This is a genomic window from Leifsonia sp. NPDC077715 (assembly GCF_040686855.1).
In the GTDB taxonomy this organism is placed as follows: Bacteria; Actinomycetota; Actinomycetes; order Actinomycetales; family Microbacteriaceae; genus Leifsonia.
Genome location: NZ_JBFBOG010000001.1, coordinates 536,973 through 559,188 on the forward strand (window position 1 = coordinate 536,973; position 22,216 = coordinate 559,188).

General features: G+C 70.0%; 25 protein-coding genes and 1 tRNA gene. 13 read left to right on the plus strand and 13 right to left on the minus strand.

Annotated elements, in window-relative coordinates; all coding sequences use genetic code 11:
• Nucleotides 1-5 precede the first annotated feature (5 nt).
• Together ispD and AB0P25_RS02615 are read right to left on the minus strand one after the other, a co-directional pair.
• Nucleotides 6-1,163, minus strand: coding sequence for a 2-C-methyl-D-erythritol 4-phosphate cytidylyltransferase (ispD, locus tag AB0P25_RS02610; protein ID WP_363805230.1), 1,158 nt, complete (start codon nt 1,161-1,163; stop codon nt 6-8).
• Nucleotides 1,164-1,332: 169 nt separating this feature from the next.
• Complete coding sequence (locus tag AB0P25_RS02615; RefSeq protein ID WP_021763858.1) at nt 1,333-1,815, minus strand: CarD family transcriptional regulator; 483 nt, start codon at nt 1,813-1,815, stop codon at nt 1,333-1,335.
• Nucleotides 1,816-1,955: 140 nt separating this feature from the next.
• On the opposite strand from AB0P25_RS02615, the gene AB0P25_RS02620 reads away from it, so the two are divergent.
• Nucleotides 1,956-2,459 carry a hypothetical protein gene (locus AB0P25_RS02620; RefSeq protein WP_363805232.1) on the plus strand — a complete coding sequence of 168 codons (504 nt, stop codon included), beginning with the start codon at nt 1,956-1,958 and terminating at the stop codon, nt 2,457-2,459.
• 70 nt (nt 2,460-2,529) lie between these two features.
• Here AB0P25_RS02620 and AB0P25_RS02625 read toward each other — a convergent pair whose 3' ends face one another.
• Nucleotides 2,530-3,213 carry a response regulator transcription factor gene (locus tag AB0P25_RS02625; RefSeq protein ID WP_363805233.1) on the minus strand — a complete coding sequence of 228 codons (684 nt, stop codon included), beginning with the start codon at nt 3,211-3,213 and terminating at the stop codon, nt 2,530-2,532.
• Nucleotides 3,210-4,361 (minus strand): ATP-binding protein, encoded by a 1,152-nt coding sequence (locus AB0P25_RS02630; protein ID WP_363805234.1) that lies wholly within the window; start codon nt 4,359-4,361, stop codon nt 3,210-3,212. The genes AB0P25_RS02625 and AB0P25_RS02630 overlap by 4 nt, the downstream gene beginning before the upstream one ends.
• 192 nt (nt 4,362-4,553) lie before the next feature.
• Between AB0P25_RS02630 and phoU the strand changes: the two genes are divergently transcribed.
• Nucleotides 4,554-5,210 (plus strand): phosphate signaling complex protein PhoU, encoded by a 657-nt coding sequence (gene phoU / locus AB0P25_RS02635; protein WP_363805235.1) that lies wholly within the window; start codon nt 4,554-4,556, stop codon nt 5,208-5,210.
• Between the two features lie 78 nt (nt 5,211-5,288).
• On the opposite strand, the gene AB0P25_RS02640 is transcribed toward phoU, so the two are convergent.
• Entirely contained in the window at nt 5,289-5,717 is a 429-nt protein-coding gene (locus AB0P25_RS02640) for a 2'-5' RNA ligase family protein (RefSeq protein ID WP_363805236.1), read from the minus strand.
• Between the two features lie 59 nt (nt 5,718-5,776).
• Nucleotides 5,777-6,526 carry a phosphoglyceromutase gene (locus AB0P25_RS02645; RefSeq protein ID WP_363805237.1) on the minus strand — a complete coding sequence of 250 codons (750 nt, stop codon included), beginning with the start codon at nt 6,524-6,526 and terminating at the stop codon, nt 5,777-5,779.
• Nucleotides 6,527-6,580: 54 nt separating this feature from the next.
• On the opposite strand from AB0P25_RS02645, the gene AB0P25_RS02650 reads away from it, so the two are divergent.
• Nucleotides 6,581-7,399 carry a class I SAM-dependent methyltransferase gene (locus tag AB0P25_RS02650; protein ID WP_363805238.1) on the plus strand — a complete coding sequence of 273 codons (819 nt, stop codon included), beginning with the start codon at nt 6,581-6,583 and terminating at the stop codon, nt 7,397-7,399.
• Between the two features lie 10 nt (nt 7,400-7,409).
• Here AB0P25_RS02650 and AB0P25_RS02655 read toward each other — a convergent pair whose 3' ends face one another.
• The 3 genes from AB0P25_RS02655 to AB0P25_RS02665 form a co-directional block, all read right to left on the minus strand.
• The gene (locus AB0P25_RS02655) at nt 7,410-8,525 is read right to left on the minus strand and encodes a glycine cleavage T C-terminal barrel domain-containing protein (RefSeq protein WP_363805239.1); all 1,116 of its coding nucleotides are present in this window, start codon (nt 8,523-8,525) and stop codon (nt 7,410-7,412) included.
• Nucleotides 8,526-8,534: 9 nt separating this feature from the next.
• Nucleotides 8,535-9,131: an FABP family protein gene (locus tag AB0P25_RS02660; protein ID WP_363805240.1), complete on the minus strand. Its 597-nt coding sequence runs from the start codon at nt 9,129-9,131 to the stop codon at nt 8,535-8,537.
• Between the two features lie 137 nt (nt 9,132-9,268).
• Complete coding sequence (locus AB0P25_RS02665) at nt 9,269-9,610, minus strand: hypothetical protein (protein WP_363805241.1); 342 nt, start codon at nt 9,608-9,610, stop codon at nt 9,269-9,271.
• Between the two features lie 148 nt (nt 9,611-9,758).
• On the opposite strand from AB0P25_RS02665, the gene AB0P25_RS02670 reads away from it, so the two are divergent.
• The 7 genes from AB0P25_RS02670 to pstB all read left to right on the plus strand — a co-directional run bounded on the left by AB0P25_RS02670 (nt 9,759) and on the right by pstB (nt 17,902).
• Nucleotides 9,759-10,451 (plus strand): response regulator transcription factor, encoded by a 693-nt coding sequence (locus AB0P25_RS02670; protein ID WP_363806227.1) that lies wholly within the window; start codon nt 9,759-9,761, stop codon nt 10,449-10,451.
• An 88-nt stretch (nt 10,452-10,539) separates the two neighbouring features.
• Nucleotides 10,540-12,750: an RNA degradosome polyphosphate kinase gene (locus AB0P25_RS02675; RefSeq protein WP_363805242.1), complete on the plus strand. Its 2,211-nt coding sequence runs from the start codon at nt 10,540-10,542 to the stop codon at nt 12,748-12,750.
• Nucleotides 12,747-13,691: an NUDIX domain-containing protein gene (locus tag AB0P25_RS02680; RefSeq protein WP_363805243.1), complete on the plus strand. Its 945-nt coding sequence runs from the start codon at nt 12,747-12,749 to the stop codon at nt 13,689-13,691. Before AB0P25_RS02675 ends, AB0P25_RS02680 begins: the two co-directional genes overlap by 4 nt.
• 166 nt (nt 13,692-13,857) lie before the next feature.
• Nucleotides 13,858-14,952, plus strand: coding sequence for a phosphate ABC transporter substrate-binding protein PstS (gene pstS / locus AB0P25_RS02685; RefSeq protein WP_363805244.1), 1,095 nt, complete (start codon nt 13,858-13,860; stop codon nt 14,950-14,952).
• A 102-nt stretch (nt 14,953-15,054) separates the two neighbouring features.
• Nucleotides 15,055-16,002, plus strand: coding sequence for a phosphate ABC transporter permease subunit PstC (pstC, locus tag AB0P25_RS02690; RefSeq protein WP_363805245.1), 948 nt, complete (start codon nt 15,055-15,057; stop codon nt 16,000-16,002).
• Entirely contained in the window at nt 16,002-17,093 is a 1,092-nt protein-coding gene (pstA, locus tag AB0P25_RS02695; RefSeq protein WP_363805246.1) for a phosphate ABC transporter permease PstA, read from the plus strand. Before pstC ends, pstA begins: the two co-directional genes overlap by 1 nt.
• A gap of 29 nt (nt 17,094-17,122) precedes the next feature.
• Nucleotides 17,123-17,902, plus strand: a complete 780-nt coding sequence (gene pstB / locus AB0P25_RS02700; RefSeq protein WP_363805247.1) for a phosphate ABC transporter ATP-binding protein PstB — start codon at nt 17,123-17,125, stop codon at nt 17,900-17,902.
• A gap of 78 nt (nt 17,903-17,980) precedes the next feature.
• Here the strand turns inward: pstB and AB0P25_RS02705 are convergent, their stop codons facing one another.
• The 3 genes from AB0P25_RS02705 to AB0P25_RS02715 all read right to left on the minus strand — a co-directional run bounded on the left by AB0P25_RS02705 (nt 17,981) and on the right by AB0P25_RS02715 (nt 20,149).
• Complete coding sequence (locus AB0P25_RS02705; RefSeq protein WP_363805248.1) at nt 17,981-18,757, minus strand: anti-sigma factor; 777 nt, start codon at nt 18,755-18,757, stop codon at nt 17,981-17,983.
• On the minus strand, nt 18,754-19,314 hold the full coding sequence (gene sigK, locus AB0P25_RS02710) for an ECF RNA polymerase sigma factor SigK (protein WP_363805249.1): 561 nt from the start codon (nt 19,312-19,314) through the stop codon (nt 18,754-18,756). The genes AB0P25_RS02705 and sigK overlap by 4 nt, the downstream gene beginning before the upstream one ends.
• 205 nt (nt 19,315-19,519) lie before the next feature.
• Entirely contained in the window at nt 19,520-20,149 is a 630-nt protein-coding gene (locus AB0P25_RS02715) for a DNA-directed RNA polymerase subunit beta (RefSeq protein ID WP_363805250.1), read from the minus strand.
• A 55-nt stretch (nt 20,150-20,204) separates the two neighbouring features.
• Here AB0P25_RS02715 and AB0P25_RS02720 point away from each other — a divergent pair.
• The 3 genes from AB0P25_RS02720 to AB0P25_RS02730 all read left to right on the plus strand — a co-directional run bounded on the left by AB0P25_RS02720 (nt 20,205) and on the right by AB0P25_RS02730 (nt 20,844).
• Nucleotides 20,205-20,277: transfer RNA gene (locus tag AB0P25_RS02720), tRNA-Lys, on the plus strand.
• Between the two features lie 59 nt (nt 20,278-20,336).
• Entirely contained in the window at nt 20,337-20,585 is a 249-nt protein-coding gene (locus AB0P25_RS02725; protein WP_363805251.1) for a type II toxin-antitoxin system prevent-host-death family antitoxin, read from the plus strand.
• Entirely contained in the window at nt 20,578-20,844 is a 267-nt protein-coding gene (locus AB0P25_RS02730; RefSeq protein WP_363805252.1) for a Txe/YoeB family addiction module toxin, read from the plus strand. Before AB0P25_RS02725 ends, AB0P25_RS02730 begins: the two co-directional genes overlap by 8 nt.
• Nucleotides 20,845-20,857: 13 nt before the next feature.
• Here AB0P25_RS02730 and AB0P25_RS02735 read toward each other — a convergent pair whose 3' ends face one another.
• Entirely contained in the window at nt 20,858-22,135 is a 1,278-nt protein-coding gene (locus tag AB0P25_RS02735; protein ID WP_363805253.1) for a chloride channel protein, read from the minus strand.
• Between the last annotated feature and the right edge of the window lie 81 nt (nt 22,136-22,216).

Genomic DNA, 22,216 nt, shown 5'->3' on the forward strand with positions numbered 1-22,216 from the left:
GCGGTTCAGGACAGGAGCAGCGCCGTCGCCTGGGCGGTCACGCCCTCGCCGCGGCCGGTGAAGCCGAGGCCGTCGGTGGTCGTCGCGCCGAGCGACACCGGGGCGCCGAGGATGGTCGACAGGCGCTCCTGCGCCTCCTCGCGTCGGGGGGCCAGCTTGGGCCGGTTGCCGATGACCTGCACCGCGACGTTCCCGATGCGGAACCCGGCCTCCTCGACGCGGCGCCGCGCCTCCTGGAGGAAGACGTCGCCGTGGGCGCCCTCGAGACGGGGGTCACCGGTGCCGAACACGCCGCCGATGTCGCCGAGGCCGGCGGCGGACAGCAGCGCGTCGACGATCGCGTGCGCGACCGCGTCCCCGTCGCTGTGACCGGCGAGACCCGGCTCCCCGGGCCAGTGGAGCCCAGCGAGCCAGAGCTCGGCGTCCGGATCGAACGCGTGGGTATCGCTCCCCGTCCCGATGCGCGGGACAGCGACGCCCGACAGCAGCTCCTCGGCCCTGCGCAGGTCCCAGGGCGTCGTCACCTTGAAGGCGTGCGCGTCGCCGGGCACCACGTCCACCCGGAAGCCGGCCGCGGCGACCAGCCCGGCGTCGTCGGTCTCATCGGACTCGGCGAGGGCGTACGCGGTGAGCAGCTGCTCGCGGGGGAAGCCCTGCGGCGTCTGCACGGCGGACAGCGCGGAGCGGTCGACGGTCTCGTGCACCTCGCCGTCGTCGCCGACGCGCTTGACGGTGTCGCTCACCGGCAGACCCGGGATGACGCCGTAGCCGCGTTCGAGCACCGCCTCCACGACCGCGTCGAAGAGGGTCGCCGGCGCGAGCGCCCGCGCGGCGTCGTGCACCAGGACGACGTCGACGGACGGGTCGACGACCGCGAGCCCTTCGGCGACCGACCGCTGCCGGGTGTCGCCGCCGGCGACCACCGTCGCGGGGGTCCCGAGCGCCTGCTCGGCGAGCCAGGCGGCGTCCTCCGCGAGGTCGGCCGGCGCGACGACGATCGCGTCGGCGGCGTAGCGCATGCCGCGCACGGCATGGAGGGAGTGCTCCAGCAGCGTGCGGCCCTGCAGCGTCACGAACGCCTTCGGGCGTCCCGCGCCGAGGCGCGTCCCGGACCCCGCGGCGACGACGACCACCGCGACCCGCGGCTCCCTGATGCTCTCCACCCGACCACCGTACCGGGACCGTGCCGTCCCCTGGCGAGTGGTGACCAGATGTCGCCAGTCGCCGGGGATGGCAGCATCGACTCACCACTCGATCGGACGCGGCGCCCCGGGAACGACGAAGCCCCGCTGCGTCGGGCAGCGGGGCTTCGTGAAAGCGGGGAGAGGATCCCTAGGAGGCTAGCACCTCGTCGAGCAGGCTGGAGGCCTTCTCGTCGTCGGTCTTCTCGGCCAGCGCCAGCTCGGAGATCAGGATCTGCCGGGCCTTGGCGAGCATGCGCTTCTCACCGGCGGAGAGGCCGCGGTCCTGATCGCGGCGCCAGAGGTCGCGGACGACCTCGGAGACCTTGATGACGTCGCCGGAGGCGAGCTTCTCAAGGTTGGCCTTGTAGCGACGGGACCAGTTGGTGGGCTCCTCGGTGAAGGGGGCTCGCAGCACCTCGAACACGCGGTCGAGGCCTTCCTTGCCGATGACGTCGCGCACACCGACCAGGTCGACGTTCTCGGCGGGGACCTCGATGGTGAGGTCGCCCTGAGTCACGTTGAGCTTGAGGTACAGCTTCTCTTCACCCTTGATGATTCTCTTCTTGACTTCGGTGATCGTTGCGGCACCGTGGTGCGGATAGACGACGGTCTCGCCAACCTCGAAAAGCATAGATTTGTTGTCCCTTCAGCAATGAATAGGATACCACATGAGGCACATGCTAAGGTTCGCCCTCACGCCTTCCACAGCCTCCGGAGCGCTCTTCTACATGGGATAGAGTTGCATCGGAAAACGCACCTGGAGGGTCATCTGTGAAAGCTCGAGTCGCGACGTCGGTCGCCCTCGCCCTGGCCGTCGCGTTCGGGACCGCAGGCTGCGGTCTGGTCGCTCCGCAGGCCACCACGAAGCACTACGACGCGAGCGACGGCGTCAGCGGTTCCGTCGGCACGGTCGACGTCCGTAACGCGATCATCATCGCCGACGCGAAGGACGGCACGGTCGGCAACCTCGTCGTGACCCTGGTCAACACGGGCGACAAGAGCCACCGCGTCGCGATCACCGCCGGCGGCCGCGGCTCGGCCGCTCACGTGACCGTGCAGCCCGGCCAGGTGAAGCAGCTCGGCCAGAGCCCCGACACGGCGAGCTCCAGCAACGTCCTCATCCCCGAGTTCACGGCCAAGCCGGGCCAGCTCTACTCCGTCTACTTCCAGTACGGCGACGAGACCGGCGTCAACCTCAAGGTGCCGGTGCTCGACGGCCAGCTGCCCGAGTACTCCAGCCTGGTGCCGCCGACGATCCTTCCGGCCGCGCAGTAAGGCGCCCCACGAACACAGAAGCCGCCCGGCGCATCGCACCGGGCGGCTTCGTCGTCTCCGCGTCAGCGGGTCAGGCGTTGAAGCGGTACCCGAGCCCGCGCACCGTCACGAGCATTTGAGGCTCGGACGGGCTCTCCTCGATGCGCGACCGGATGCGCTTGATGTGCACGTCGAGCGTCTTCGTGTCGCCGAAGTAGTCGCTGCCCCACACCCGGTCGATCAGCTGACCGCGGGTCAGCACGCGTCCGGCGTTGCGCAGCAGCAGCTCCAGCAGCTCGAATTCCTTCAGCGGCATGGGGATCTCCGTGCCGTTGACCGCGACCGTATGACGGTCCACATCCATGCGCACGGTCCCGGCCTCGAGCACGCTGTCGTCCTGCTGCTCCTCCTCCTCGACCCGGCGCCGCAGCACGGCGCGGATGCGGGCGAGCAGTTCGCGGGACGAGTACGGCTTGGTCACGTAGTCGTCGGCACCGAGCTCGAGCCCGACCACGATGTCCACCTCGGAGTCCTTCGCGGTGAGCATGATGATCGGGACGCTCGACCGGTTCCGGATCTCGCGGCACACCTCGGTGCCCGGGATGCCCGGCAGCATCAGGTCGAGCAGGATGAGGTCGGCGCCGCTGCGATCGAAGGCGGCCAGTGCGGCCGGACCGTCCTCGGCGACCTCCACCTCGTAGCCCTCGCGCTTGAGCAGGTACGCGAGCGGTTCGCTGAGCGCCGCTTCATCCTCGACGAGCAGGATGGATGTCACTGGGTGTCTCCTATCGGGGGTCGGATCGTGGAGGCTTCCGGAAGCCGGATCGTGAACGTGGAGCCGCGTCCCGGCTGCGACCAGACGCGGACCTCGCCGCCGTGGTTCTGCACGGCGTGCTTGACGATTGAGAGGCCGAGGCCCGTGCCGCCGGTGTTGCGGGAACGGGCCTGGTCGACCCGGAAGAAGCGCTCGAAGACGCGGTCGAGGTCTTCCTCGGGGATGCCCTCGCCCTGGTCGGTCACCGCGATCTCGACCACGCCGCCGGCATTGCGGACGCCGATGCCGATGCGGGAGTCATCGGGCGAGTACTGGATCGCGTTCGAGATGAGGTTGTCGACGGCGGTGACCAGCAGCTTCTCGTTGCCGATCACGAACGCCTGCTTGTCGCCGCGCATCGCCAGCTCGATGTTGCGCGTCTCGGCGGCCACCCGGTTCTGGTCGATGGCGGCCTTCACCACCTTGTGTGCCGACAGCTCCGCGGCGTCGCCGAGCGCATCCGTCGCCTGGAGCCGGCTCAGCTCGATGATGTCCTGGGTGATGCGGGCGAGGCGCTGGGCCTCCTCCGACAGCCGCAGGGCGAAGCGCCGCACCTGATCCGGGTCGTCGGACGCATCGTCCAGCGCCTCGGCGAGCAGCCCGACCGCGCCGATCGGGGTCTTGAGCTCGTGGCTGATGTTGGCGACGAAGTCCCGCCGGACGGCCTCCAGCCGGAACGACTCGGTGCGGTCCTCCGCGAGCAGCAGGATGTAACGCGAGCCGAGGCGCGCGACGCGGACGCTGAGATGGATGTTCGCGTCGCCGAACGGCCCGCGCGACAACTCGCACTCCTCGGTGACCGACTCGCCCGTCCGGCGGACCCGGTCGACCAGATCGATCAGGTGCTGGTGGACGAGCGCGCCGTTCCAGACCAGGCCGATGGCGTGCGCGCCGGGCGAGGCCTTGATCACGTTGTTGGAGGGGTCGAGCACGACACCGGCCGACTCCATCGCGTCGAGCACCTGATCCACGCCGTCCGGGACGGTAGGGCTGGCCACCTGCGCTGCATGGCTCCCCCGCCGCTCGGCGATGTGCAGGATCCACACGAAACCGGCGCCGACGGCGAGCCCCAGGCCCAGCGACAGCAGCACCAACCAGGTGGAGTCCATGCTGCCAAGCGTAGTGATCCCTATACGCCCGCATGGACGCATCCATCATCCCTGCCGCGTGTTTTCGCGGGTACGTTAGACAGTGTTCAGCCGGACGGCACCGTTTGTTAACCTGCCGTCGCGAACATCGACACGGAGCCAGACGGCCCCGACATCCCGCGTGCCCGCGCACGCCAGGAAGGACCACATCCCATGCGCGAAGTCTTCCAGCAGGAGCTGGCAGAGGTTCAGGACCGCCTCGTCGAGATCGCCGAGCTGGTCGTCCGCTCGATCAAGAACGCGACGCAGGCGTTCAACGAGTCCGACGTGAGCCTCGCCGAGGACGTGATCGCGAACGACCACCGCATCGACGAGCTCACCGTGCTGCTCGACGAGCTGTCCATCCAGATCCTCGCCCGGCAGCAGCCGGTCGCGCGCGACCTCCGCATCGTCGTGAGCGCGCTGCGGATCAGCGCGTCGCTGGAGCGGATGGGCGACATGGCCGAGCACATCGCGCAGCTCGCGCGCTACCGCTTCCCGGACAAGGTCGTGCCGAAGAGCCTGCGCTCGACGTTCGCCGAGATGGGCCGCCTCGACGTGCAGATCGCCGAGAAGCTGGCCGAGCTGCTGCGCACGCAGGACATCCGCCTCGCCGACGAGATCCGCAACGACGACGACGACATCGACGAGCTGCACATCAGCGTGTTCGACAAGGTGCTCGGCGAGACCTGGAAGGGCCAGGCCGTGGACACGGTGGATGCGACCCTCGCGTCCCGCTACCACGAGCGCTTCGCCGACCACGCGGTCTCGATCGCCAAGAAGGTCCAGTACCTCGCGACCGGCGACTGGGCTCCCGAGCTCGCGGGCTGATCCCCCTCCATCGAGTACGCAAAGAGTGCACGCTTCCCCGGCGGGTCGCGTGCATTCTTTGCGTACTCGACGGTGGGGCTAGGGGCGGAGGGGGATGCGGGCTGCGACGCGGCGGAGGCCGTGGGGGGCTCGGGCGACGACGGAGAGCTCTGTCAGGAGGGCGTGCTCACCGGGGTGGAGGCGGCCGGTGCGCTGGTCGGTGGCGTGCGGGCGGTAGCCGTCGCGCAGGTGATGCTGGTCGCGCAGGGTGATGCCGGCGGCCTCCAGCGCGTCCACCAGGCCGAGGTGCAACGCCGTCAGCGGGGCCGAGTCGTGGAGCACGGTGACCGGGACGGTGCGGCGTGCGCCGAAGCGCTCGTGGGCGCCGCCGGTCACGGGGATGGGCGGGACGCGCGGGATGAGCGCGGCCACCTGCTCGGCCGACAGCTCCGTCTCGAACGGCGGCACGATGGTGACGTGAAGCGGCCAGTCCGCCGCCAGGAACTCGCTCCCGCTGCTCGATGGCACAGGCGCGTCGTCGCCGCGTCCCCGGAGGAACGCGACGACGACGAACGTGCTGGTCGTGGCTACTTCTTGCCCTGCGCGGCGACCGCGGCGGCACCGGCGGCCGCGGCCTCCGGGTCGAGGTAGTACGACGGCTCTACGGGCGCGAAGTCCTCGTCGAGCTTGTAGACGAGCGGGATGCCGGTCGGGATGTTGAGCCCGGCGATGTCCTCGTCCGAGATGCCGTCGAGGTGCTTCACGAGAGCGCGCAGCGAATTGCCGTGCGCGGTCACGAGCACCGTCTTGCCCTCGCCGAGGTCGCGCGTGAGGTCGGACTCCCAGTAGGGCAGCATCCGGGCGATGACGTCCTTCAGGCACTCGGTGCGCGGCAGCTCGTCGCCGAGGCCGGCGTAGCGCGGGTCGCCCACCTGCGAGAACGCGCTGTCGTCGGCGAGCGGCGGCGGGGGCACGTCGAACGAGCGGCGCCAGAGCTGGAACTGCTCCGGGCCGTACTTCTCCAGCGTCTCGGCCTTGTCGAGGCCCTGCAGGGCGCCGTAGTGGCGCTCGTTGAGCCGCCAGGAGCGCTGCACCGGGATCCACAGGCGGTCGGCGACGTCGAGCGCGTAGTTCGCGGTCTGGATGGCGCGGGTCAGCACCGAGGTGTGCAGCACGTCCGGCTCGAGGCCGGAGTCGCGGAGCAGTTCGCCCGCCCGCTTGGCCTCGGCGACGCCGGTCTCGCTGAGACGAACATCGACCCAGCCGGTGAACAGGTTCTTCTCGTTCCATTCGCTGCTGCCGTGGCGCAGGAGGATCAAAGTGTAGGGAGCGGCCATGCCCCCAATCTATCGCGCGCACGGGAGCGTCGCCGCCGCTGGCAGACTGGAGGCATGGCTTCCGGCGCGGTCGGCACGGTGACGCGTGGCACGACGAACACCAATCGGCTGCGCCGCGTCGACCGGTGGATCGCCGCGCAGCCGGAGCTGCGCCGCACCGCCGACCCGCTGGTGGTCGACCTCGGCTACGGCGCGAGCGGCGTCACCGCGCTGGAGCTCCACCAGCGCCTCGCCCGCGTCCGCCCGGACGTGGAGGTGATCGGGCTGGAGATCGAGCCGGGCCGCGTGCGGACGGCGGACGAGCAGCTGGAGGCGGTCCGCGGCGGACGGACCGGGTTCGACCCGGACGCGCGCATCCGGTTCGCCCTCGGTGGCTTCGAGGTCCCGCTGCCGGACGGGCGGCGCGCGACGGTCATCCGGGCGTTCAACGTGCTGCGGCAGTACCGCGAGGTGGAGGTCGCGGCGGCGTGGGAGCGGATGCGCGCCAGGCTGCAGCCCGGCGGCATCCTCGTCGAGGGCACGTGCGACGAGATCGGCCGCATCTCGAGCTGGGTGGCGCTCGATCCGGACGGTCCGCGGTCGCTCTCGATCTCGCTCCGGCTGCGCGACCTGGAGGCGCCGTCGATCGTCGCCGAGCGGCTGCCGAAGGCGCTGATCCACCGCAACGTCCCTGGCGAGCGGGTCCACCGGTTCCTGGCCGACCTCGACCGCGAGTGGCGCATCCACTCGCCCCTCGCCGCCTACGGACCGAGCCAGCGGTGGATCGCGGCAGCGCAGGGGATGCGCGATGCCGGCTGGCCGGTCATCGGCGGCCGGTCCCGCTGGCGGCTGGGCGAGCTGACGGTCGCGTGGGAGGCAGTCGCGCCCGCCTGACGGCCGCGGGCTAGGCGCGCGGGGTGCGGGTGACCGCGCCGAGGCGCGGCAGGCGCGGGACGTGGGCCTCCGCGCCGGCCTCGGGCGGGACCACGACCTCCTGCGACGCGGCCACCGCGGTGCCGTCGGCGTCCACCGTCAGCGTCGCCGTGGCGTCGGTCGAGCGCTTGACCACCGCGAGCGCGATCGGCCCGAGCTCATAGTGCAGCGCGACCGACGTGACCGCGCCGACCTCGTGGCCGTCGAGCGATACGGCGGCGCCGCGCTCAGGATGCACGCCCTCCGAGCCGTCGAGGTGCAGCATGACGAGCCGGCGCGGCGGGTGGCCGAGGTTGTGTACCTTCGCCACCGTCTCCTGACCGCGGTAGCAGCCCTTGCTCAGGTGCACGGCGGTGCGCAGCCAGTCGAGCTCGTGCGGGATGGTGCGCTCGTCGACCTCGGTGGAGAACCGCGGCCGCCAGGCGGCGATGCGCAGCGCATCCGCCGCCAGCGTGCCGGCGACCGCCAGCTCGCCGCTGCGGACGCGCGCGACCAGCGACGGCAGCGCGTCGCGCGGGACGAGGCGCTCGCTCCACGACCAGTCGGCGCCGGGATGCTCTCCACGGGCGTACTGGTGACCGCCCGGCGTCACCGCGTGCCACGGGTCGTGCCAGATCAGCGGGACGCCGTTCGGCGCCGCGATCGGCAGCGGCGGGTCGCCCAGCGTGCCGATGGTCGCGAGGTCGGCCGAACGGTCGGACAGCTCCACGCGCAGCATGAACCGCATCGAGTCCAGCCACGCGAGCAGGCCGTCGGCCTCGGGCCGGTCGACGAGCATCCACAGCGTCTCGCCGTCGTCGACCAGACGGACGGCGTGCTCGACGCGACCGGTCACATCCAGCAGCAGGGTCTCGGACGACTCCCCCGGCTTCAGTGCCGACACGGCCTGGCTGGTCAGCGAGTTGAGCCAGCTGAGCCGGTCCGGACCCTGGATGGTGAGCACGGCGCGGTCGGACAGGTCGACGATCGCGTCGCCCTCGGCCAGCGCGCGCTGCTCGGGGAGCGGGGTTCCGTAGTGCGAGGGCACGCCGCTCTCGGAGAGGTCGACGGCGCCGGGCAGGTCGAGGAAGGGCGAACGCGCAGCCATGGCGGAGCCTCAGTCGACCTTGGCGAGCCGGGCGCTGGCGTGCGTGCGCAGCTCCTGGCCGAGGGCGGCGATGTCCCACGCCCAGAGCAGGTGGTTCTCCACCAGCCCGTAGAGGCGCGTCGCTGCGGTGTACTCCTTGGCGCCGGCCGTGCGCAGGACCGCGTCGGTCGCCAGGTCGATGCGCGGACCGGCGACCTGGCCGAGGTAGAGCTCGCTCACGCCGTCCGGGTGGATGATCGACACGTCGATCTCGAAGGCGCCGTTGGACGTTCGCAGCGCCTCGACCGACTGCGCCGTGTTGAACGGGCGCGAACCCGTGCCGGGGAGCATCGCCGGGCCGGCGTCGCCCTCGACGAGCTTGCGGTGCAGCCGCCAGTAGCCGGTCTCGGCCGCGAGCGGGGTGTGCTCCTCGTCGAGCACCCACGACGTGGACGAGTAGTTGAGGTAGCCCAGGCCGTCGTGGCTGAAGCTGATGCGCTGGCCGAACTCCAGCTGCGTGTGGTCATCCTCGACGGCGTAGTCGAGAACGCCGGTGCCCTCCCACACCCCGATCAGCCAGGAGAGCGGGACCAGCTCGGCCGGGAGGTCGGTGGGGATCTCGATCATGAGACGCGCCTACGCGTTCAGCGCTGACCGCGGAAGAGGTTGTAGACCACCAGCCCCGAGACACCGAGGATCGCGAGCGTTGCCAGGCCGAGAAGGCCGACGAAGAAGAGTTCGAGAGCGACCAGCATGCGACCAGTCTATGCGAGGATCGCGAGGATTCCGCCGACCAGCCCCAACACCACGAAGCTGCCGGCGAGCGTGGCCGCGAGCCGGGTGATGAAGCCGTCCTTCTGCTGCGTCGCCAGCTGCGCGACGAACGACAGCAGGGCGCACACGGCGAGCGCCAGCGACAGCCACGACGCGTACGCGGCGGGCCGCGCCAGCACTCCGATCAGGATGCCGAGGACGAGCGCGACGACCCACACCGAGCCGATGCTCAGCACCGACGCCCAGCGCGGAAGCGGCGGCTGCACCGGGCCGGCGGCCGCGGCGGGGCCGAGCACGTGCGGCGCGGAGGCGTCGGGGATCTCGTCGGTCACCCTCCCATTGTGCCCCGCGGCGGCCGCCGAAAGCGCCTCCGGCATTTCCGGTAGCATTGCTGCTCAGACGGATGAGGAGGTATGGGTGGCGCAACTTCTGATCCTCACGTCTGCGCCCAATCCGTCGGTGCCCGGCTCCGCCGGTGCGATCAGCTCCTCCACCGCAGACTCCGCGGGTCCGGGGTCCGACGTCCTTCCGGCCCTGGCACTGCTCAGCCACCGCGTGCGTCAGATCCCGGCGGAACCCGCCTCCCTCGTCAACGCGCCGAGCTGCGATCTCATCTTCGTGGATGCGCGACGCGACCTGGCAAGCGCCAAGTCCCTGTGCAAGATCCTCACCACCACGGGCGTGACCGTACCGCTCGTGCTCGTCCTGACCGAGGGCGGGCTCACCGCGGTGAGCGCCGACTGGGGCGTCAGCGACGTCGTGCTCGACACGGCGGGGCCGGCCGAGGTGGACGCGCGCATCCGGCTGGCGATCGGGCGCCAGACGCAGGAGCACTCGCAGACCAAGATCCAGGCCTCCGGGGTCACGATCGACGAGGCCAGCTACTCGGCCAAGGCCCACGGCCGCCAGCTCGACCTCACCTTCAAGGAGTTCGAGCTGCTGCGCTTCTTCGCGACGCACCCGTCCCGGGTGTTCACCCGCGAGCAGCTTCTCAGCGAGGTGTGGGGCTACGACTACTTCGGCGGCACCCGCACGGTCGACGTGCACGTGCGGCGCCTGCGGGCGAAGCTCGGCGACCTGGAGTCGCTGATCGGCACCGTACGCAACGTCGGGTACCGCTTCAACGTGTACGAGGAGGACAACGACCGCCTCCCGACATCCGTCCGCCCCTAGAGCCGTCCACAGGCCCGGCTCTCCGCCGTTTATCCACCGTTTACGCCAGGCCGCCCCTGGTGTCCGTCCGCGGTGACATGATGGGGGCATGGACGAGCGGACCACTCTGGAGAACGGCCTTTTCGACACGGGGCTGGGCGGGAGCCTGGGCAGCGACTTCGACGACGACTTCGCACCTTTCATCTACGAGCCCGACCCGAACCTGCCGGAGGACCGCTACCTCGACCGCGAGCTGAGCTGGCTCGCGTTCAACCAGCGCGTGCTGGAGCTGGCGGAGGACCCGCTGCTCCCGGTGCTCGAGCGGGCCAACTTCCTGGCCATCTTCGCGAGCAACCTCGACGAGTTCTTCATGGTCCGCGTCGCCGGGCTCAAGCGGCGCATCGCCACCGGGCTGGCCGTGCCGACCAACGTCGGGCGCGCGCCGCAGGACGTCCTGGCCGACATCTCCGACAAGGCGCACGAGCTTCAGCTGCGGCACGCCCACGCCTACCACGACCTCGTGCGGCCGGCTCTGGCGGAGGCCGGGATCACCGTCGCCACATGGGACGACCTCGACGAGGCCGACAAGGCGCAGATGCGCGAGGTGTTCTCGCAGCAGATCTTCCCCGTCCTCATGCCGCTGGCCGTCGATCCGGCGCACCCGTTCCCCTACATCTCCGGGTTGTCGCTCAACCTCTCCGTCCGCGTGCGCAACTCGCGCACCGGCAAGGAGCAGTTCGCCCGTCTCAAGGTGCCGCAGATGCTGCCGCGGTTCGTCCGCATCGACCAGCGCGAGGGGCTGGGGCAGGTGCGGTTCATCATGCTGGAAGACCTCATCGCCAACCACCTGGGCGATCTCTTCCCCGGCATGGAGATCCTGGACCACCACGTCTTCCGCGTCACCCGCAACGAGGACGTCGAGATCGACGAGGACGAGACCGAGAACCTCATCCAGGCGCTCGAGCGCGAGCTGCTGCGCCGCCGCTTCGGGCCGCCCATCCGCCTCGAGGTCACGGACGACATGGACCCGGTGACGCTCGGACTGCTCGTCCGCGAGCTCGACGTGACCGAGCAGGAGGTCTACCGCCTCCCCGCGCCGCTCGACCTGGGCGGCCTGTTCGACCTCGCCAAGATCGACCGCCCCGACCTGCACTACCCCAACCACGTGCCGGTGACGCCGGCGCAGCTCATGCCGAGCGAGCCGAACGCGAAGCCCGACATCTTCGCGGCCATCGCGCGACAGGACGTGCTCGTCCACCACCCCTACGAGTCGTTCGCGACGAGTGTTCAGGCCTTCCTGGAGCAGGCGGCGGCCGACCCGCACGTCCTCGCCATCAAGCAGACGCTCTACCGCACCTCGGGCGACAGCCCGATCGTCGAGGCGCTGATCGACGCCGCCGAGGCGGGCAAGCAGGTTCTCGCGCTGGTCGAGATCAAGGCGCGGTTCGACGAGCAGAACAACATCTCCTGGGCGCGCAAGCTCGAGAAGGCCGGCGTGCACGTCGTGTACGGCCTGGTCGGGCTCAAGACGCACTGCAAGCTCGCCCTGGTCATCCGCGAAGAGAAGGGCGTGCTCAAGAGCTACAGCCACATCGGAACGGGCAACTACAACCCGAAGACCTCGCGCATCTACGAAGACCTCGGGCTGTTCACCGACGACGACCAGGTCGGCAAGGACCTCACGCGCCTGTTCAACGAGCTCTCCGGCTACGCGATCGAGAAGAAGTTCAAGCGGCTGCTCGTCGCCCCACTCCATCTCCGCAAGGGGCTGCTCAAGCGGATCGACACCGAGCGCGCCAACGCCGAGGCCGGCCGCCCGTCGGGCATCCGGATCAAGCTCAACTCCATCGTCGACGAGGCGATCATCGACGCGCTCTACCGGGCCAGCCAGGCCGGTGTGCCGATCGAGCTCTGGGTCCGCGGCATCTGCGGCGTCGTGCCGGGGCGTGAGGGCCTGTCCGAGAACATCCGCGTGCGCTCGGTGCTCGGCCGGTACCTGGAGCACTCCCGCGTGTTCTCGTTCGTGAACGGCGGCGACCCGCAGGTCTACATCGGCAGCGCCGACATGATGCACCGCAACCTCGACCGCCGGGTCGAGGCACTGGTCCGCCTGTCCGACCCGGAGCACGTCCGCGAGCTCGAGGCCCTGTTCGATCTCGCGTTCGACGACCGCACGGCGACCTGGCGGCTCGATCAGGACGGCGTGTGGACGCGCCACCACCTCGACGAGAAGGGCAAGCCGCTGGTCGACCTGCAGAACAAGCTGATCCAGCAGTACAGCCACCGTCCCCGCAGCACCCGTACGGGAACCAGGCGGTGAGCCCGGCCATCTACGCCGCGGGCGCCCTCTGCTGGCGGGTCGTGGACGACCGCATCGTGGTGCTCGTCGTGCACCGCACGAAGTACGGCGACGTCACCATCCCCAAGGGCAAGGTCGACCCCGGCGAGACGCTGCCGCAGACCGCCGTGCGCGAGATCCACGAAGAGACCGGCCTGCGGATCGGGCTCGGCGTGCCGCTGGGAGTCTCCACCTACCCGCTCAGCAGCGGGCGCGAGAAGATCGTGCACTACTGGGCGGCCGAGGTGAGCGAGAAGGCGATCGCCCGCTCGAGCTTCGTGCCGAACGGTGAGATCGCCGCCATCGAGTGGGTGACGATCAAGAAGGCCCGCGGGTACCTCACGTACGAGCGCGACGTCGAAATCCTCGACGCGTTCGACGCGCTGGTCCACCAGGGCATCACCTCGACGTTCGCCCTCATCGCCCTGCGTCACGGCAAGGCGGCGCCTCGCGAGCACTGGGACGGCTCCGACGCCGCGCGCCCGCTCACGGAGCGCGGCGTGAAGCAGGCCGCCGGCGATGTCGCGACCTTGCAGGCGTGGAAGCCGAAGCGCATCGTCACCTCCGACGCCGTCCGCTGCGTGACCACTGTCGCACCGCTCGCCGCGGCCACCGGGATCAAGCCGGTCCGCGATCACGGCATCAGCCAGGACGCGTACGAGGAGGGGCAGCCGGAGGTGCGCCGCGTCATCGGCAAGCGCATCCGGTCGCGCAAGACCGCCGTCCTCTGCAGCCACGGCCCCGTGCTCCCCGAGATCATGCGCGAGATCGCGCTCGCGACCGGCACGATGCCGGGCGGCTACCTCAACGACGCGGCGGACCTCGACACGGGCGGCTTCTCGGTTGTGCACCTCTCGGCGACGAACCCGGCCTCCGGCATCGTCTCGATCGAGACGTACGCTCCGGTCGAGGTGCGCAGCTGACATCACCGACTGACCGCGGATTCACAGGGCCGCGAGCACAAGACAACACCCCGCGTTAACCTTCCGTTAACCGCTGCGGGGGACTCTGGACAGACACCACCAATAGCTTGTCCAGCGGGTCGCACCGGCCCCAGTCCTGTTGTTACTGACCCCGAAAGGGACAACTGTGAATCTCAAGCGCATCGGCGCTCCCGTGGCACTGCTCGCCGCCGCCGCCATCTCCCTCACCGCGTGTGCGTCGAACGAGGGCAGCACCCCGTCGACCACGACGGCCAAGGCCACCAACTACTCCGGCACGCTGAACGGCATCGGTTCGTCCGCTCAGGGCGCCGCGCAGACCGTCTGGGCCGCAGGCTTCCAGCAGGCCAACCCCAAGGCCACCATCAACTACGACCCGCAGGGTTCGGGCGCCGGCCGCAAGAGCTTCATCTCGGGTGCCGCCGACTTCGCCGGCTCGGACGCCGCGCTCAAGACCGAGGAGCTCGCCTCCACGTTCGCCGGCTGCGCCCCGGGCAGCAAGGGCATCGACCTCCCCGTCTACATCTCCCCGATCGCGATCGCGTACAACGTCGACGGCGTGAAGGACCTCAAGCTCGACGCCGCGACCATCGCCGGCATCTTCTCGGGCAAGATCACCACCTGGGACGACGCGAAGATCAAGGACCAGAACAAGGACGCCTCGCTCCCGTCGGCCCCGATCACGGTCGTGCACCGCTCCGACGACTCGGGCACCACCCAGAACTTCACCGAGTACCTGGCCGCGAACGCCGCCGACGTCTGGACCGCTCCGGCCTCCCAGACCTTCCCGTTCCAGGTGGGCGACGCCGCGAAGGGCACCTCGGGTGTCGCGGACGCCACCAAGAACGCGAAGAACTCGATCACCTACATCGACGAGTCGGGCTCGGCGGGCCTCAGCATCGCCCAGCTGAAGGTCGGCGACAACTACGAGAAGATCAGCGCCGACGGTGCTGCCGCCGTGGTCGCCGCCTCCCCGATCGCGTCGGGTCGCGAGACCAACGACCTGGCCATCCAGATCGACCGAAAGGACACCAGCAAGGGCGCGTGGCCGCTGGTCCTCGTCTCCTACATCATCGCCTGCCAGGAGTACAAGGACTCCACCAAGGCCGACCTGGTGAAGGGCTACGTCGACTACGTCATCTCGAGCGACGCGCAGAAGGCCGCCGCCGAGCAGGCCGGCTCCGCCCCGCTCGCGAGCGACCTGGCCGACAAGGTCTCGAAGGCCGCCGCCAGCATCAAGTAAGGCACCACCCGCTCGGCCTGGGCTGCTCGTCAGCCCGGGCCGAGCGGCGCTCCCACCCTCAGCCGCCGGACAGGCGGCGCACCCGATGAGAGAAAGCAAGGAATGACCGCCGGAACCGTAGGAGCGATCAGACCCAAGGCGAAGATCCGCCTCGGGGATCGCGTCTTCTCGACCAGCACCATCGTCGCGGGATCCCTGATCCTCGCCACGCTCGCCGCGGTCGCCATCTTCCTCGTCGTGCAGAGCATCCCGGCCCTCTTCGCCGGTGCCGGTGAGCTGCCCAACAACGCCACCAACTTCTGGTCATGGGTCTGGCCGCTCGTCTTCGGCACCATCTGGGCGGCCGTCATCGCCCTGCTGATCGCGACGCCGCTCTCCCTCGGCATCGCCCTCTTCATCTCGCACTACGCGCCGCGCCGGGTCGCGTCGGTGCTCGGCTACATCATCGACCTGCTCGCCGCGGTCCCGTCGGTCGTCTTCGGCCTCTGGGGCATCGCGACGCTGTCGTCGTTCGTCCAGCCGTTCTACGTCTGGCTCGGGGACAACCTCGGCTGGATCCCGTTCTTCGCGCCGCCGGTCTCCGGAACGGGGCGCACCATCCTCACCGCCGCGCTCGTGCTCGCCGTCATGGTCATCCCGATCATGACCGCGATCTGCCGCGAGATCTTCCTGCAGACCCCGCGCCTCCACGAGGAGGCGGCGCTCGCGCTCGGCGCGACCCGCTGGGAGATGGTGAAGATGGCCGTGCTGCCCTTCGCCCGCAGCGGCATCGTGTCCGCCATGATGCTCGGCCTCGGCCGTGCCCTCGGCGAGACGCTGGCGATCGCGATGGTCCTCTCCCCCGCCCTGATCGTGAAGTTCGCGGTGCTGCAGGCGCAGAGCCCGAACACGATCGCGGCGAACATCGCCCTGCAGTTCCCCGAGGCGACCGGCATCGGCGTGAACGCCCTCATCGCGTCCGGTCTGGTGCTGTTCGTGGTGACCCTGCTCATCAACATGCTCGCCCGCTACATCGTCAGCCGCCGCAAGGCCTTCTCTGGAGCGAACTGATGGCCACCACCACCGCCACCGCCCCGCGCCCCCTCACCAACTCGTACACCGCGGGCAAGCTGCCCCGCTGGACCCCGTGGACGATGCTCGTCGTCTCCTGGCTGGTCTTCGGCGCGATCTTCGCGATCCTGGCGGCGAGCGGCACGACGAAGGACTTCAACATCGTCGGCGCCGTGTTCTTCGGCACCGTGCTCTTCGACGTCGCGATCTACACCACGTCGCTGCTGGTCGAGGGTCGGCGCAAGGCGGTGGACCGGCTGGTCACCTCGCTGGTCGCGACCGCCTTCATCATCGCGCTGCTCCCCCTGATCTCCCTGGCCTGGACCGTCGTCGCCCAGGGCCTCGCCCGCTTCGACGTCGCCTTCTTCACGCAGTCGATGCGCAACGTCATCGGCGAGGGCGGCGGCGCGCTGCACGCGATCGTCGGAACGCTCGAGATCACCCTCATGGCCGCGCTCATCTCGGTGCCGATCGGCCTGCTCACCTCGATCTACCTGGTCGAGTACGGCCGCGGGATGCTCGCCCGCGGGATCACCTTCTTCGTCGACGTCATGACGGGCATCCCGTCCATCGTCGCCGGTCTGTTCGCATACGCGCTCTTCGCGCTGTTCTTTGGCCCCGGCATCCGCAACGGCTTCATGGGCTCCGTCGCCCTGTCGGTGCTGATGATCCCGGTGGTCGTCCGGTCGAGCGAGGAGATCCTGCGGATCGTCCCGAACGAGCTGCGCGAGGCGTCCCTCGCCCTCGGCGTGCCGAAGTGGCTGACGGTCCTGAAGGTCGTGCTGCCGACGTCCGTCGCCGGTCTCGTCACCGGTGTCATGCTCGCGATCGCCCGCGTCATCGGCGAGACGGCTCCGCTGCTCATCGTCGCCGGCTTCACCACGAGCATGAACTACGACCTGTTCAACGACCGGATGATGAGCCTCCCGGTGTTCGTGTACACGCAGTACACGCAGGCAGCCGGCCTGCACGCGCAGGCCTCCATCGACCGCGCCTGGACCGGCGCGCTCGCCCTCATCATCATCGTGATGCTGCTCAACCTCATCGGCCGCATCATCGCCAAGGCCTTCGCCCCCAAGTACGGCCGCTGAGCCGGCAACCACCCGAAGCTAAGGAAGAAATGTCCAAGCGCATCGAAGTCAACGACCTCAACGTCTACTACGGCAACTTCCGTGCCGTCGAAGGCGTGTCGCTCACCATCGAGCCCCGCACCGTCACTGCGTTCATCGGCCCGTCCGGCTGCGGCAAGTCGACCTTCCTCCGCACGCTGAACCGCATGCACGAGGTCATCCCCGGCGCGTACGTCGAGGGCGAGGTGCTGATCGACGGCAACAACCTGTACGGCGCCGGCGTCGACCCGGTTCTCGTCCGCCGCCAGGTCGGGATGGTGTTCCAGCGTCCCAACCCGTTCCCCACCATGAGCATCCGCGACAACGTCCTCGCCGGTGTGAAGCTCAACAACCGACGGATGTCGAAGAGCGAGGCCGACGACCTGGTCGAGAAGTCGCTCCAGGGCGCCAACCTGTGGAACGAGGTCAAGGACCGCCTGAACCTCCCGGGCTCCGGGCTGTCGGGCGGCCAGCAGCAGCGTCTGTGCATCGCGCGAGCGATCGCGGTCTCCCCCGACGTGCTGCTGATGGACGAGCCGTGCTCGGCTCTCGACCCGATCTCCACCCTCGCGATCGAGGACCTGATCGAGGAGCTGAAGAACGACTACACGATCGTGATCGTGACCCACAACATGCAGCAGGCGAGCCGTGTCTCCGACCGCACCGCCTTCTTCAACATCGCGGGCACCGGCAAGCCGGGCAAGCTCATCGAGTACAACGACACGAACCAGATCTTCTCGAACCCGTCCGTGCAGGCCACCGAGGACTACGTCTCCGGCCGCTTCGGATGATCCGCTAGCCCTCGAGCACAGGAAAAACGTCGCCTCCGCATCCGCGGGGCGACGTTTTTGCTGTGCTCAGGGGCCGGGTCAGGAGGAGATGGCGACGATGGGGGCGGTGGTCGGTTTCGTGGAGCCGCCTCGCGGCTCGACGGTGACGCCGACCGTGTCGCCGGCGGACATCTCGCCGCTCAAGACGCGCCAGGTAGAGCCGGTGCCCTCGGACTCCATGGTGCCCGCCGGGGTGGCCTGGCCGTCGCGGATGTACCAGAGCTCGTAGGTCTTGTCGCCGGGGAGGGCGGGGAGGTCGTTGGCGACCAGCGCCGACTTGCCGAGCTCGCCGGACCAGACGAGGGTGGCGGTGCCGCCGCCGGTCACCTCGGCGGTGGCGCGCTGCACATCGGAGGCGGCGTTGATCTGGGCGAGGGCGGAGGCCTGCTGGGAGGTGTAGGAGTTCGTCCCCGACAGGCTCGAGCCGACGAAGGCGCCCCCGATGAAGAGGAGGACGGCCGCGGCGGCGGCGCCGAGGATGAGTCCAGGACGCTGGAACCAGCGGCGCTGCGCGGCGCGCTCGGCGGGGCCGGGAGCGGTCGCAGCGGGAACGGACAGGGCATCCTGAACCGGCGCTTCCTGCTCCGGCGCCTCCTGGGCGGGCGCATCCTGAGCCGACGCGTCCTGGGCAGGCAGCTGCGGGGTCTCGGCGAGCTTCGCGAACAGCGCGGCCTTCAGCTCTGGACGCGGTTGCACCGGCTCCACCGTGAGGGCGAGCTGCGCGGCGACGTCTTCGAACACGGCGGCCTCCTGTTCGTCCGCGGCCCCGAGGCGATAACCCAGGCGCGCGTCCTCGCGGTCGTGCTCGTCGTTCATGTCGTCACCCCCAGTTCTTGTCGCAGCCGTATCATCGCATCGCGCAGCCGAGTCTTGGCTGTGCCCAGTGGGATGCCGAGCTCGGCGGCCACCTCCGACTGGCTGAGTCCCCCGTAGTAGGCGAGGGTGACGGCCCGGCGTTGCGGTTCGCTCAGCGTGCGCATGGCCTCCTCCACCCTCTCGTGCTCGACGCGCACCTCGACCGTCTCCGCCACCTGGTCGTACGCGGTGGGGAGATCGCGGATGCCGACGGCCGTGTCGCGGTCCCGGGACGCCTGGGACGCCCGGATCCGGTCGACGGCGCGCCGGTGGGCCATGGTCATGATCCACGTCTGCGCTCGACCCTTATTCGGATCGAACCGCGGAGCGGATTGCCACGCCTCGAGGAAGACCTCCTGGGCGACCTCCTCGGACTGCGCCGCGTCGATCAGCAGGCGGCGGATGAGGCCGAGCACCCGCGGGGCGGTCGCGTCGTAGAAACGCGAGAACGCCTCCTGGTCGCCGGTGGCCGTACGCAGCAGGAGGTCGTCGAGATCGCCGGCAGGGGCGTCGTCCACGTCGTCTCCGCTCTCATGAGAAGTGCCGGGCCGCAGAACGCCTCTCGGCGCGAGGCCGCTCGAAGCGGCTAGTTTTGGAGCCCGGGGTTACTGCGGCCCGGCGACATCCATAGTACAGGAGGGTCGGCGGCCACCGCCGGGCGTGGCGTTCGCAGCGGGAGAACGCCGATCCGGGATCGGGGGTTGACCTCCCGGCGGCCCGTGCTCAGTCGAGCGAGTCGGACCGCCACAGCCGCGCGCAGGCGCCCAGCTCATCGGCGGTGCGGGTGAACCGGAGCGCCCGGGTGGTGAGCTCGCTCGCCCGCTCCGGGTCGAGGACGTCGCGATCGTCGGCGACGGACGCGGCACCCGCGGCGGCGACCCGGCAGAAGGCGGCGGCGCGATCGAGGGCGACGGCGAAATCCCCCTCGAACAGCCCCCGCAGGATGCGATCGGCCAGCTCGGTGATCTCGGCGGGCCCCGCGGGCGTCGGGGCGCCGGCGACGACCGGGTCGATGGAGGTGATCACCTCGGTGCCGCGCTGATACAGGTACGCGGTGCCCTCCGCATCCTGCCGGATCAGCAGCCGCAGCAGGTAGATCCGCCACAGCGCCCCGGGGAGGCTCTTGGGGTTGGAGCGCGACCACAGCTCGGCGAGGGCGTCGATGCCGTGCTCGTCCGTGAAGGCGACGAGCCGAGCGACGACCTCCGGGTCGGGATTGTCGCGCACACGCGCGAGCAGCGCCCGAGCGGTCTCGTGGGCGACGCGGCTGATCTGGGCGGGGTCCTCCCCGCCCATGAAAGCCTCGAACATGCCACTGGTGAACAGCGCCGGCTTGTGGAAGCGATCGGACATCCACCCATTCTCCCCCGTCGGACGCCCGGGCGAATCCACGCTAGATTGGAGCTGAGGGCCTGTAGCTCAGTTGGCAGAGCATCGGACTTTTAATCCGCGGGTCGTGGGTTCGAGCCCCACCGGGCCCACCCTCCCCTTCGCGTCGCGTCCAAAGTGGTACGATATCTTGTACCACTTGGAGGACCACATGGCCATCACCGCCAGCGAGGCGCGCAGCGATCTGTTCGGACTGATCGAGCAGGTCAACCTCGACCAGACCGAGATCGAGATCACCTCGAAGCGAGGGTCGGCGGTTCTCATGTCGAAGGACGAGTACGACTCGCTGGTCGAGACCACGTACCTTCTGCGCTCCCCCAAGAATGCACGCCGCCTGGTCGATGCCATCGAAAGCGCCCGCGCCGGTGATGTGACCGAGCACGGCCTCACCGGTGAGTGACCGGAAGCTGGCTTGGACTGCCGGCGCCTGGGAGGATTACGTCTACTGGCAGGGCCAGGACCGGCGGACGCTCAAGCGGATCAACCTGCTGATCGAAGACATCCTCCGGGACGACCCGTTCGAGGGTGTCGGCAAGCCCGAGCCACTGAAGCACGCGCTTGCCGGAGCGTGGTCGCGTCGGATCGATGAGGCGAACCGGCTCGTGTACCTCGTCGACGACGCCTACGTGATCGTCCTGCAGGCGCGCTACCACTACTGAGAAGTCAAGAGGATCACGCCACCCCGGTGACCCGCGACCGCTCCAGGACGTAGCCGACGGCGACCGCGCCCGCGATGCACAGCATCACGGGTGCCAGGAGATCCGGCCCCTGGTTGGTGAACTCCAGCGTCAGCAGCAGCGCCGTGATCGGCGCACGCATCGTCACCGCGAGGAACGCGGCCGCACCGATCACCGCGAAGGCAGGCAGCTCGGCGCCCGGCCACAGCAGGTTCCACGCCGCCCCTCCCGCGAGCCCGAGGCCCGCGCCGATCGCGAGCGAGGGCGTCAGGGTGCCGCCGGCCGCGCCCGCGCCGATCGTGCCGACCGTGGCCGCCGCCTTGACCACGCTCATGAGCAGGATGAGCAACACCGGGAGGGATGCGGCGAATGCGAGCTGCCCCAGCGCCCGGCCGTTGCCGAGGATTGCGGGCAGCCACAGCGCGACGACGCCGACCACGACGAACGTCAGCGGCATGACGACGAGGATGCCCCAGGATCGCGGGCGGTGGTCCTGCGCGAAGCGGGCGGACCGGACGAAGCCGACCGCGGCGAGGCCGATCAGCGGTCCGGCGAGCACCGACCAGACGACGACCGACGGGGTGACGTGGAGGTGCGGCACCGCGTACAGCGGGTTGGCCGGGACGACGATCCGGGCCACAAGCGCGGCGACCGCCGCGGTAGCGAACGCGGGCAGCACGGTCGCGAAGCTGACCTCGGCCAGCAGGATCTCGACGGCGAACACCGCGCCGCCGAGCGGGACGTTGTAGACCGCGGCCAGCCCGGCTCCCGCACCGCAGGCGACGAGGATGCGCCGCTCCCGCGCGGAGACGCCGGCGCGCTCCGCCAGCCAGCCGGCCCAGAGCGCTCCGAGCTCCCGCGGCGCGACCTCGCGGCCGATCGAGGCGCCGAGGCCCACGATGATCACCTGGAGGGCGGCGTTCGCGATCGTGACGAAGGGCGGCATCCTGCGCCCGTTCACCGACTGCTCGACGGAGACGACCGCGTGCTGGGGCGCGCGCCGGCCCCAGCGGCGCAGCAGGAACCAGCCGACGGCGCCGACGACGCCCGCGACGGCGAGCGCGACGACGCGGTTGACGGGCGGGGCGTCCAGCAGACCCTCGTAGAAGTCGCCCTCGGAGTAGCCGAAGGCCAGGTGCTGCAGGGCGTGCAGGCCGAGGTAGACGAGACCTCCGCCGATCCCCGCACCGACGCCGACCAGCGCTGTCACCACCACCAGGCGGACGAGCCAGCGGGGCGTGGCCGGGCCGGCGGGTCGAGGGGCGGTGCGCACGTGCTCAGGCTAGCGCCAGGCGGCCGGAGGCGAAGGACCCGTAATCGTGCAACGAACTGTTCACCCTCCACCACTACCGTG